The 10,561-nt window shown below is 70.1% G+C and carries 10 protein-coding genes, 1 tRNA gene and 1 pseudogene; 7 read left to right on the top strand and 5 right to left on the bottom strand.

What is annotated here, in order from left to right:
* From BKH20_RS12495 to BKH20_RS12480, 4 genes are all read left to right on the top strand, one after another.
* Positions 1-692: HAD hydrolase family protein (locus BKH20_RS12495; protein ID WP_075391334.1), on the top strand; the 692-nt coding region annotated here is incomplete at its 5' end.
* Positions 685-1,284 carry a hypothetical protein gene (locus BKH20_RS12490; protein WP_075391333.1) on the top strand — a complete coding sequence of 200 codons (600 nt, stop codon included), beginning with the start codon at positions 685-687 and terminating at the stop codon, positions 1,282-1,284. The genes BKH20_RS12495 and BKH20_RS12490, both read left to right, overlap by 8 nt.
* 72 nt (positions 1,285-1,356) lie before the next feature.
* The gene (locus tag BKH20_RS12485; protein ID WP_075391332.1) at positions 1,357-2,283 is read left to right on the top strand and encodes an HAD hydrolase family protein; all 927 of its coding nucleotides are present in this window, start codon (positions 1,357-1,359) and stop codon (positions 2,281-2,283) included.
* 134 nt (positions 2,284-2,417) lie between these two features.
* The gene (locus BKH20_RS12480) at positions 2,418-3,221 is read left to right on the top strand and encodes an HAD family hydrolase (RefSeq protein WP_256693184.1); all 804 of its coding nucleotides are present in this window, start codon (positions 2,418-2,420) and stop codon (positions 3,219-3,221) included.
* 176 nt (positions 3,222-3,397) lie between these two features.
* Here BKH20_RS12480 and BKH20_RS12475 read toward each other — a convergent pair whose 3' ends face one another.
* Both BKH20_RS12475 and BKH20_RS12470 read right to left on the bottom strand, forming a co-directional pair.
* Positions 3,398-3,844, bottom strand: coding sequence for a GNAT family N-acetyltransferase (locus BKH20_RS12475; RefSeq protein WP_075391330.1), 447 nt, complete (start codon positions 3,842-3,844; stop codon positions 3,398-3,400).
* Between the two features lie 204 nt (positions 3,845-4,048).
* Positions 4,049-5,392, bottom strand: coding sequence for a serpin family protein (locus tag BKH20_RS12470; RefSeq protein ID WP_075391336.1), 1,344 nt, complete (start codon positions 5,390-5,392; stop codon positions 4,049-4,051).
* 311 nt (positions 5,393-5,703) lie between these two features.
* Here BKH20_RS12470 and BKH20_RS12465 point away from each other — a divergent pair, with 311 nt between their 5' ends.
* Entirely contained in the window at positions 5,704-7,068 is a 1,365-nt protein-coding gene (locus BKH20_RS12465) for a PAS domain-containing protein (RefSeq protein ID WP_075391329.1), read from the top strand.
* 8 nt (positions 7,069-7,076) lie between these two features.
* On the opposite strand, the gene BKH20_RS12460 is transcribed toward BKH20_RS12465, so the two are convergent.
* The 3 genes from BKH20_RS12460 to BKH20_RS12450 all read right to left on the bottom strand — a co-directional run bounded on the left by BKH20_RS12460 (position 7,077) and on the right by BKH20_RS12450 (position 9,562).
* Positions 7,077-8,303: a methyltransferase domain-containing protein gene (locus BKH20_RS12460; RefSeq protein ID WP_075391328.1), complete on the bottom strand. Its 1,227-nt coding sequence runs from the start codon at positions 8,301-8,303 to the stop codon at positions 7,077-7,079.
* An 87-nt stretch (positions 8,304-8,390) separates the two neighbouring features.
* A tRNA-Thr gene (locus tag BKH20_RS12455) sits at positions 8,391-8,466 on the bottom strand.
* A 166-nt stretch (positions 8,467-8,632) separates the two neighbouring features.
* On the bottom strand, positions 8,633-9,562 hold the full coding sequence (locus BKH20_RS12450; RefSeq protein WP_075391327.1) for a DsbA family protein: 930 nt from the start codon (positions 9,560-9,562) through the stop codon (positions 8,633-8,635).
* Positions 9,563-9,802: 240 nt separating this feature from the next.
* Here BKH20_RS12450 and BKH20_RS12445 point away from each other — a divergent pair, with 240 nt between their 5' ends.
* Complete coding sequence (locus BKH20_RS12445; protein WP_256693182.1) at positions 9,803-10,282, top strand: hypothetical protein; 480 nt, start codon at positions 9,803-9,805, stop codon at positions 10,280-10,282.
* 92 nt (positions 10,283-10,374) lie between these two features.
* Positions 10,375-10,561: pseudogene (locus BKH20_RS14295) on the top strand (hypothetical protein); the annotation flags it as partial.

The raw sequence follows: 10,561 nt of genomic DNA, 5'->3' as shown, positions 1-10,561 counted from the left end.
GGGCCGCCGGCAACCTCCTGGCCGTCGACACCGGCAAGTCCTCCTTCGCCACCCGCGACGTCCTGGCGCCCCTGGGCGTCGACTTCGACTACGGCGTCGTCTTCACCGGGGCGGTCCTCATCGACGGCGACTACCAGGTCCTCTCCGCCCGCTTCCTGCCCGACGGCGTCGCCCGCGACGTGGCCGCCCGCACAGTCGACCTGCCGGGGGTGACCACCTACGCCACCACCATCGAGACCGACTACATCCTGGCCGACAACAACGAGGAGATCTCCTCCATCCTCGCGGTCTTCGAGCACCTGACCCTGGAGGAGATGGACTCCCACCGCTTCATCGGCGTGCCCCTGCGCGTCACCGATGACGCCCTGCGCGAGCGCCTCCACCACGACCTCAGCCAGCGCTGGGAGGGCGTCCTGGACTGCCACCGCAACCAGGAGTTCCTCGACGTCGTGCCCGCCGGCGCCACCAAGGGCGCGGGCCTGCGAGCCCTCCTGGACGGGCCCCTGGCGGGACAGAGCATCGAGGTCTGGACCATCGGCGACTCCTGGAACGACCTGGACATGCACGCCGTCGCCGACCACGCCGTTGCCCTGCCCTGGTCCCCACCGGAGGTGACGGCCGCATGCGGGACGACCGCGGGCTCCATGGCCGAGCTCATCACCACGATCCTGGAAGGCGACCAGCATGAGTGAGAACAGCAAGACCGACGCCGGAAGGACCCTGGGCGCCCGGGTGCGCGACTGGTTCAACGGCGGGGATCCTGACGGGCGCGCCAAGCTCCGTGCCTGGGCCACCGGGGACGACGGCCGCTGGCGCGGATACACCCACTCCATGGGCAAGTACGTCACCTGGCTCATGGTCATCGCCTGCGTCCTCTACCCCTTCACCCGGGGGATCGGCTCGATCCTGGCCCTGCTCGTGGCCATCTTCCTCATGGGCGGACGCGCCATGATCGAGCGCCAGGTGCGCCGCGACGTCTCCGACCTGGAGGAGGCCAAGCGCCAGTGGGGGCTCACCCGCAACCCCGAGTACCTGCGATTCATGACCCTGCGCGCCGAGGGGCTGCTCGAGGACAACAGGATCCTCACCCCCGACTCGCGCAGCCTCCTGCAGGACTATGCCCAGTGGGCCCGTGAGCGCCAGGAGCGCGAGGACAAGAAGCAGGCCAAGAAGGCCCGCAAGGCGGAGAAGAAGGCCCGCCAGGAGGGCGCGGGTCACGAGGCTGACGAGTCCGCTGACGCTGCTGCGAAGAATGAGGAGAATAAGGCTGCTGACGGCTCCTAGCGATTCCCGGGCGGCTCGCGGGCCGCTCTGAGGCGGCTGGAGACCGGCAGAACCTGAACGGAAAGGACTCCCATGCCACGCAGGCTCATCTCCACCGACCTGGACGGCACCATCGTCTTCAACGGGACGATCTCGCTGCGTGACCGCGAGGCCATGGCCCGGTGGCGGGCGGCCGGCAACCTCCTGGTCATCAACACCGGCAGGTCGGTCTCGGCGCTGGAGCACGTCGTGGTGCCCATGGGCCTGGAGTTCGACAACGCCATCCTCTACACGGGGGCCGCCATCGTGGACGAGGACATCAGGGTGCGTTACTCGACTGCCCTGCCGGCCGGCGTCGTCGAGGACATCCTCGACTTCGTCGAAGGGGCGCCGGGAGTCACCGTCTTCACCACCGGGCTGGACGAGGACCTGCTCGTCTACGACACGATCGGCTCCGGCTCCGAGCTGCTGACGCTGTTCCGGCCGGCCACCCGGCGAGAGCTGGACGGGCGCGAGGTCATCGGGGTGCCGATGCGCTTCACCGACCCGGAGATGGCCGCGCGCACCGAGACCTACCTGCACCGGCGCTGGGAGGGGCAGGCGGTGGGCTTCCGCAACCAGGACTTCATCGACGTCGTGCCGGCCTCGGCCTCCAAGGGGGCGGGCCTCAGGCAGCTGGTGGCGAGCCTGGCTGAGCCGTCCATCGGGGAGGCGATCGGGGTGTCTGGGGAGGGCGCGTTCGGGACGGGAGTAGCCGGCGGGGCCGGGGAGGCTGCGACGGGTGTGGCCGGCGAGGCGGCGGCTGGCGGCTCGCTGGGGCTCGGCGTCGGCTCGGGCCCGCTGGAGCCGGTGGAGACCTGGTCGATCGGGGACTCCTGGAATGACATCTCCATGCACGCCGCCGCCGACCACTCCTACGCCCTGCCCTGGTCGCCGCCGGAGGTGGTGGCCCAGTGCGACGGCACGGTCTCCAGCCTCGCCGACCTCATTGACTCCCTCATGGGGCGACCGACGCTCTAGCCCCCGCACACTTCGACCAAAACTTCACAATCGACGCGGCTCCGGGTCTGTTGTGAAGATTCGGTCGAAGTGTTGCGGCATTGGTGCACTGACGCGCGCGGCGGGTGCGGGGAGCGCGGGCTATGCTCGCCGGCATGCGCCTGCTCGCCACGGATCTCGACGGCACCCTTGTCTTCCACCACGTCGTCGGGCAGGCCGACGCCGAGGCCCTCGTGCGCTGGCGGGCGGCCGGCAACCTCCTGGTGCTGGCCACGGGGCGTTCGGTGCGGCTGGTGCAGCACGCCGTCGAGGTGGCTCGGGCCTCGACGTCCATCGGCCTGGACTACGACTATGCCGTGTGCGCCACGGGCACGACCGTCATTGATGCCGCCGGTCAGGTGCACCGCACCCGGACGCTTGAGGCCGGCCAGGTGCGGGCGGTCGTGCGGGCAGTCGGCGACGTCGCCCAGGCCCCCGTCTCCGTGTTCGCCTCGACCCTCGAGCGCGACTACGTGCTGGACGACCCGATCGGCCTGTCCACTGACCAGCGCACGCCGCCGGACCGCTTCACCGCGGCGCCCCTGTCGCAGGTCGCGGGCCTGGGGGTGACGTCGATGCCGCTGCACATCCCGGATGTTCGGGCCGCTGCGGCGCTGGCCCGGGGCCTGGAGGAGACGGTGGACGGCATCAGTTGCACCCGCTCGACCGGCTTCGTGGACGTCACGGCCGCGGGGGAGTCCAAGGGAACGGGCCTGGGCCGGCTCGCTGAGCTCCTGGCCGAGCAGGGTGTGGAGGTCAGCGAGGTGGCCGCCGTGGGTGACTCCTGGAATGACATCTCGATGTTCGAGCGGGCCGACGTCCCCTGCGCGATGGCCGGCGCCCCGGGCGAGGTCGTCGAGGCCGCTGGCGGGCGCACCACCCCGAGCGTGGCTGCCTTCATTGACGCCCTGCTGGCGTGACGGTATACGGAGGCCGGTCCCGCTCGCTGCTGGCGCCTCCCGCCCACCTGTCTGAGCACCTACTAGTTCGGCGCTCCTACACAGCGACAGAAACTTCAAAAAAGACGCGGCTCCGGGTCGTTTCTGAAGATTCGGTCGAAGTGATGGCGGCGGGAAGGGGCCGCGGGGCGTGCTGCTCAGGCCTTGGCGTAGCGGTAGACGTTGGTCTCCCGCAGCTCGAAGCCGGCGCGGCGGTAGAGGCGGTTGGCAGCCTCGCGCGAAGGTCGGGAGGTGAGGTCCACCGTGCGCGCGCCCAGCTTCCCGGCGTGCTCGACGGCGGCCTCCACGAGGGCCTGCCCGGCGCCCTGGCCGCGGGCCTCACCGTCGACGACGACGTCCTCCACCCAGGCGCGCAGGCCCGTGGGGATCGTGAAGGTCGCCAGGGTGAGCATGCCCAGGATCGGAGCGCTCTGGCCGGCCTCAGCCTCGGGTCGGAAGACGAAGAGGAAGACCCCCTCCTGAGCGATGAGGGCCTCGCACTGCTCGGCGCTCAGCGCCGGGGCGCTGCGGGAGAGCTGGGGGATGAGGCGCTCCATGGCCTCGACGATCTCCGGGCTGGAGGTGGTGACGAGCTCGACGGTCATGAGGAGTTCTCCTGCTGGTTGAAAAGGGCGGCGGGCCGAGACGGGCTGGTCACGCAACGGCTTCCTGTCAGCCCTGGAGCCTACCGCCTGGAATCGCTCCGGGCGGCAAGTCGTCCCACCGACCGGAAGAATCCGGCGGCGTGCCTCGGCCAGCGAGATGGAGCGTTCGGATTGTTAGGGCGCTCCGGCCGCCAGCAGGCCCGGTCAGGCCGAGTCGCCGATGGTCTTGACGGTGGGATCCATGATGGCGGCCTCGAGCAGGGCGGTGCCGCTGGTCAGGTCCCGCAGCCGCAGCACGTAGGGGTGGTCCACCGTGAACTTGATCGGCTCGGTCTGCGGCCCCGGTGCCGCCATGGCTTCCCCCGCGGCCTCGCTCAGGGCGGCCGCGACCGTGCCCTCCTCATCCAGGATGAGGCGCACCTGCTGGACCACCTGGGTCAGTCCGAGCTCGGGCGCGATCTTGTCCAGGCCATCGGGCTTGAGCCCCTGCTCCTTAAGGAAGTCGAGGAGCTCCTTGGGTTCGGAGGCGAGGTCCAGCTTGGGCAGGGCCAGCCCCACCTCGCGGGTCTCGGCCTTATCGAGGGCCTTCGATGCTTCCGCCCACGTCCCGGCGTCCATGGCGCCCGGCAGGGTACCGGCGTCGGGCAGGACGACGTCGAGAGCGAGGTCGGAGTCCCTACCGTCCTCCCCGCTGGCGTAGTGCAGGCGCACTGCCGCCCAGCCCTTCCCGGTGGCGTGGGGGATGGAGCGCGTGTCGTGCATGAGGTCTGCCTTGACGGTCTTGCCCCCGGCGAGCGTGAAGTCCTCCTGCGAGGTGTCCCCGGCCGTGAAGGGGGAGTCCCACTGGGCCGCGAAGAGCAGCGCGTTCTGCACCACCAGGCGCGTGTCCTGGGTGACCTTGATGCCGCTGTTCGGGATGAGGCCGGCCGTGTTGCGCGAGGCCCAGGCGTCAAGGTTCTCCTTCATGGAGTCCACGCCGACCTGCTCGATCTCGGTGGAGAACCAGCGCAGCACCGCATCGAGGTAGGTCTGCTTGACCTTGAAGTCCTTCCTATCGGCGATGAGGACGTGGTTGGCCAGGTGGACGAGCGGCTTGTCCGGGACCTTGTCCGGGTCGAAGCCCTTGAGCTCGCCGTCGTAGCGGTTCAGGGAGGTCTGGATAGCCGACCAGGCCCGGTCGCGGTCCTGGCCCGAGAGTCCCAGGAGCGCGTCATAGCCCTGGGTGGAGGCGTCCGTGGCGCCGTCGGCCAGGATCGCCAGGACGAGGGCGAGGCTGAGCGGGGAGGCCATCGCCGTGGCGGCCGAGTCCTCCTTGAGGTAGTGGGTCAGGAGCTTGCTCCCGAGCTGGTCACAGGCACTGGCGGCCTTGGCCGCCTGGGAGGCGACGTCGGAGAGGCTGACCTTCTCGTGGGCGACCTTGGAGGTCAGCTGCGTGCCCGACGCCAGGGAGCAGCCGCCCAGCAGCGCCGCTGCAGCGGGAACCAGGGCGCCCAGTGCCAGCAGTTGGCGGCGGGCCAGGCCGCAGTGGTCGGAGTCCGATGGGCTCATCATGAGATCACGTGGGGTCATGACGCCAGGTTAGGGAGCCCGCCCAGCCCTGTCAGGGCCTTGACGCGCTCCCTTCATGGGGAGTCATTCCCGGGCGCCGCGCCGGCGGGCCCGCTGCGGCCTCCGGCCTCGACCGCTCGATCGGCAGAAAACAGCCCCATCGCGCCGTGGCCACTGTGATTCGTCCTCCCACCGGGATCGGCCGCCTCGAAGGCCGGTCAAGAGTAGGCTTCCGACCAAGGTCCCACAACGCCCCGCAGCCGCCGCAGTTCGGACGCCGCGCGCCTGCACCGCCCCAAGGAAGGTCACTCATGGTCGAGTCCGCAGCTCCTGTCGAGCACGTCTTCGCCGTCGACGAGCTCTTCTTCTCCACCACGGACTCCCACGGGCGCATTCGCCGCGCCAACTCCACCTTCATGCGCCTGTCCGGCTACCCACGCGGCGCCCTGGTGGGGCGGGCCCACAACGTGGTGCGGCACGCGGACATGCCCGCCGGCCTGTTCCGCTCCATCTGGGACGCCATCGAGGAGGGCCGGGCCGCCAGCGCCTACATCACCAACCGCTCCTCCGATGAGGGCCACTACCGCGTCTTCGCCACGATCGTGCCCTCCGGCTCCGGCTACCTGTCGGTGCGCACCCTGCCGATGCTCACCGACCTGCGTGACGACATCGAGGCCGCCTACGCCCGGGTTCGCGACGTCGAGGAGGCCTCCGCCGCGGCAGGCTCCACCCGCCGGGAGGTGGCCGCCGCCGGGCAGGCCGCTCTCCAGGCCGAGCTGCAGGCCCTGGGCTACGCCGACGCCATCGACTTCACCCGCCGGGTGCTGGTCGCCGAGGTCGGCGAGCTGCTGGCCCACGGCGTCGGCATCCCCGACAGCCCGCAGGCCGAGGGCCCCGTGGCCCGGATCCTGGGCGCCATGGGCCGGATCGAGGCCGAGACCGCCGGGCTGGTCGGCATCCTTCAGGAGGGGCAGCGGCTCGCCGATCTCCTGGGCAAGCGGGCCGGCGAGATCGAGGCCCTCTCGACCCGCTTGGGCACCCTGCGTGAGGCCATGCGGGCCGTCGGCGCTGACGTCACGACCCTGGGCCACGGGGAGCAGGCCGACGACGTCGCCGCACGCTGCCAGCAGGTCGACGCCCTGGTCCTGGAGTGCTCCGAGCAGCTCCGCCCACTGAGCAGCCAGATCGAGGCGCTGCGCGGTGACCTGGACTCGGTGAGCTTCCGCGTCGCCCTGGCCCGCCTGCACAACCTGGCCGCCGGGATCTTCGCCCTGCAGATCCTCGAGGGCCAGGACGAGGTCGACGCCAACGACGCCGTCGGCAGCCTCACCGAGCTGTGCTCGGCGCTGAGCGACGGCGCCGACAACCTCACCCAGCGTGTCGACCTGCTTGACGCGCGTCGCGAGCTGGTGGGAGGCGAGCTGGATGTCGTGGCCGAGGACTTGGGCGTCATCCAGGGCCCGATCCTGGAGGTTCTCGAGGCGGCCGCAGCCGCCGGCGCCGGGCAGGCCGACTCCGTGACCGCCGCCCGCACTCTGGCCGAGCAGGGCTTCGGCGAGGCCCGGGACCTGGCCGACCTGGCCGTGCGCCTGCGCGACCTCGAGGTCCCCTTCGAGGCCGAGGCCATCAACAGCGCCCTGGCCGACGTGCGCGCCGCCTTGGCCGAGCTCGAGTAGCCGCGGGCTCAGTCCCGCACCAGCTCCACGAGCACCTCGGCGTGATCGGTGTGCGGGAACATGTCGAACAGGCGCGAGCGCACCACCCGCATCGAGGACAGGTGCACCAGATCCGCCGCCAGCGTGTGCGGGTTGCAGGAGGAGTAGAGCACCCGGCCCACGCCGGAGGCCTCGATCCTGCCGGCCAGCTGCTCCCCGATCCCGCGCCGGGGCGGGTTGACCACGAGCAGGTCCGGGCGCTGCGCCCCGCCGACGCGATCCCCGGCGGCCGGGTCCAGGACGCGGGCGTCTCCGGCCTCGAAACGCACCAGGGCCGGGTCCAGTCCCATGAGGTCGGCGGCCGCGCGCGCCCCGTCGATGGCCGACGCCGAGACCTCCACCCCCAGCACCCGGCGGCCGGGCGCCGCCAGGGCCAGGGCGAAGCCGCCGACGCCGCAGAACAGGTCCCACACCCGGGCCGGCCGGGCCTCCTCGGCCCAGTCGCGGGCGGTGGCGTAGAGGGCCTCGGCCACGGCCGTGTTGGTCTGGAAGAAGGAACGGGTGGGCAGGTAGAGGGGCAGCTCGACGCCGTCGGCGCGCAGGCCTGCTTGGCCTCCGCGCTCCGGTGACGGCAGGCTCAGGCGCATGAGGAGGCGGTCCTTCTCGGTCAGGACGATCTCCTCGGGCCCCTCGATGACGGCCTGGTGGACGCTCTGGATATTGACGGCGGCCACCGCCAGCTGGGGCAGGCGCCGACGCAGGTCCGGCACGGCGGCGTGCAGCCGATCCAGATAGCGGCGGGAGCGCAGGACGAAGCGCACCATGAGGTCGTCGTCGGGCGAGGCGGTCACCAGGACGTACTTGAGCTCGCCGTGGCGCGCGGGCACGTCGTAGGGGCGCAGGCCCAGCTCGGTGACGAGGTCGGCCAGCACTGGCAGGGCCGCCTCGATGGCAGGCACGTGCAGCGGGCAGGTGCGCAGGTCGACGCCGCCCCCGGCGCCATTGAGGATCCCCAGGGTGGGGTGGGCGGCGGTCCCGGCCACCGCCATCTTCGCCTTGTTGCGGAAGCCGGTGGGGGCGCTCGCCGCCGGTGCCTGCCACAGGTCGACCGGGACGTGCTCGACCAGGAGGGCGGCGACGCGGGACTGCTTGGTGGCCAGCTGGGCGGGCATCGGCAGGGACAGGTGGGGGCAGGAGCGGCAGGTACCGGCGTCGTGGAGGGCGCAGGACGCCGCGTCTGCTGTGGTCACCGACATGTCCCCTCCCGGTGGTGCGCTCGTGGCCGGGCCGTGGGTGGGGCTGTGACAGGTGCGGCCGGGCCCCGGACGGCTGCGGGTGATGAGTGGAGCCGCTTGTCGGACTCGAACCGACGACCTGCTGTTTACAAGACAGCTGCTCTGCCAACTGAGCTAAAGCGGCGCGCGGCCGGCCAGGGGGCCGCAGGTGCGTGAGACAGTCTGACACAGACCGGCCCGGGGCGGGAAACCGGGGGAGACGGTGCGGCGCCCGTCGCCGTCCGGGCCCGTGGGTGCCGGGAGGAGACCTGTGCAGAGCCGCCGCCCCGGCGGCGGGTCCCAGCGTGGGATCAGCCCTGCTGAGTCGGCTGCGGGCTGGGCTGCTGAGATGCCTGCTGGCTGGGCTGCGCCGTCGGGGTGGCGGCAGCGACGAGCTCGGTCAAGGAGGTCTGCGTCTGGAGCTTGCTCAGGTCGACCTTCTCACCCTTGAAGAAGATGGTGGGGGTGCTCTGCAGGTCCCTGGCGGCGAAGGCCTCGGTACCAAGCTTGACCCACTTGCCGTACTTGTCGGAGTCGATGGCCGCCTTGAACTTGTCGGAGACCTCCTTGGGGACGTTCACCTTGGTGGCGGCGGCCACCAGGCCCTCCACCGTCATGTTGCTCTGGCTCTTGGTCTGAATGGCCTGGGCGAGGATCTCGAAGGCGGCGCCATGGAAGCTCAAGGACTGGGCCGGGGCCTCGTCGAGCACCACGCCCATCGCGTTCATGACCGCGCTGGTCCACTCCTGATCGAGGATCTTGGCGGGGTGAAGGGCCAGGGTGATCTTCTTGCCGCTCAGGAGCTGGTTGATCTCCTGGGTGTGGAGGACGTCGAACTCGGCACAGTGAGGACAGGAGTAGTCGAAGTAGATGTCCAGGATGGGAGCTGCGGCGGCGACGGTGTCGAGAGTGGAGCCCTCGCCGTAGGTCCAGGAGGCATCGGAGAGGACCTGTTTGGGGATGCCTTCCTGGTTCGCCTTCGCGGTGGCCAGGCCCTCGCTCGGTGCGGGGAACTTCGACGACGCCTTGTCGTCCCTGGTGCCTTTCTTGGCCTCGACGCCGCGGTAGACGAGGTAGCCGAGTCCGCCGGTCACTCCCAGGCCCGCGATCCCGATGAAGCTGCGGCGGGCGATCATGTTGCGGCGCTCGCGACGGGCTGAGGCCTCGCGCAGCTCCTTGGCCTTGAGGCGCGCGGCCTCACGGCGCTGGGCCTTGGTCTGGCGGGGCTGGTTGCTGGACACGCGGTGCTCCTTGTGGTGCGGTGACGAGCGGACGACCAGGAAGACGAATGGTCAATGAGTGACTGCTGTCGTGACGTCATTCTGCCCGAGGATCCTGGAGGAAACCACGCCTGGTGTCTGCCGGTGGCGGATTGTGACGCATCGGTCGTCGTTGGTTCGTTGCGTGCAGCCGGGGTCGGGCAGAATCGGGGGAATCAGACCGCGTGGTCCGGAATCGGCCGGGCAGAGAGGATTGTGACCATGATGGATGGACCGATGGACGGCATGATGGATGGGCCGATGGGTGGCCAGATGGAGGACCAGATGGTCCTGCTCCAGAACATGTCGACCGACTGGGGAAACTGGATGCAGTCCGTGGACGCCCAGGAGGTCGTGGTGGAGGTTGAGGGCGTGGGGACGCGCGCCGCCGTGACGAGCCGTGTGCTCAGGTCCCGCGGCATTCTGCGTCGCGCCCAGTGGGCCGAGAACGAGATGCCCGTTGAGCTGGTCCGTGAGGCCGTGCGCCTGCGGGCGCTCATGGCTCACCCCCGTGGTGGAACCTGGACCTGGGCGGCACTGTCCATGAAGAGCAGCGAGGGCTACAAGCTCATCTCCGACTTCGACTACGACCGCGAGCCGGTCCTCGACCCGCCGTACACGGCGGAGGACTGCGCCAAGGAGCTGGAGGTCTTCCCCCGTGACCCCGGTGCGATCCCCGACTGGATGAAGATCGGGGCCTGAAGGCAGAAGAACCGGCTCGGAGAGATGCAGCAGGAGCAAAAGGTTCGTGACTGCATCAAGACGCGCAAAAGCGAGAGGTAGAGGATGAGCTGATGTCAATCGTGTCTGGAGCTGACGACATTTCTGTTTTCTCGAAGTTCCAGGAACTTGTCCGTGGTTGGTTGCCTGAAACTGGTGCCACAAGAGTTGACATCGAGTACAACGTCATCGCGTTGACTGGTGATGTTATGACCTGGATTATGGTTGATGGTGAGCGAAAGAGGCTTATTCATGGGGTGT

It is taken from the genome of Actinomyces oris (genome assembly GCF_001937445.1).
Classification (GTDB): Bacteria; Actinomycetota; Actinomycetes; order Actinomycetales; family Actinomycetaceae; genus Actinomyces; species Actinomyces acetigenes.
Note: the sequence above shows the minus strand (reverse complement) of the source record. Positions and strands in the feature narration are given on the sequence as shown.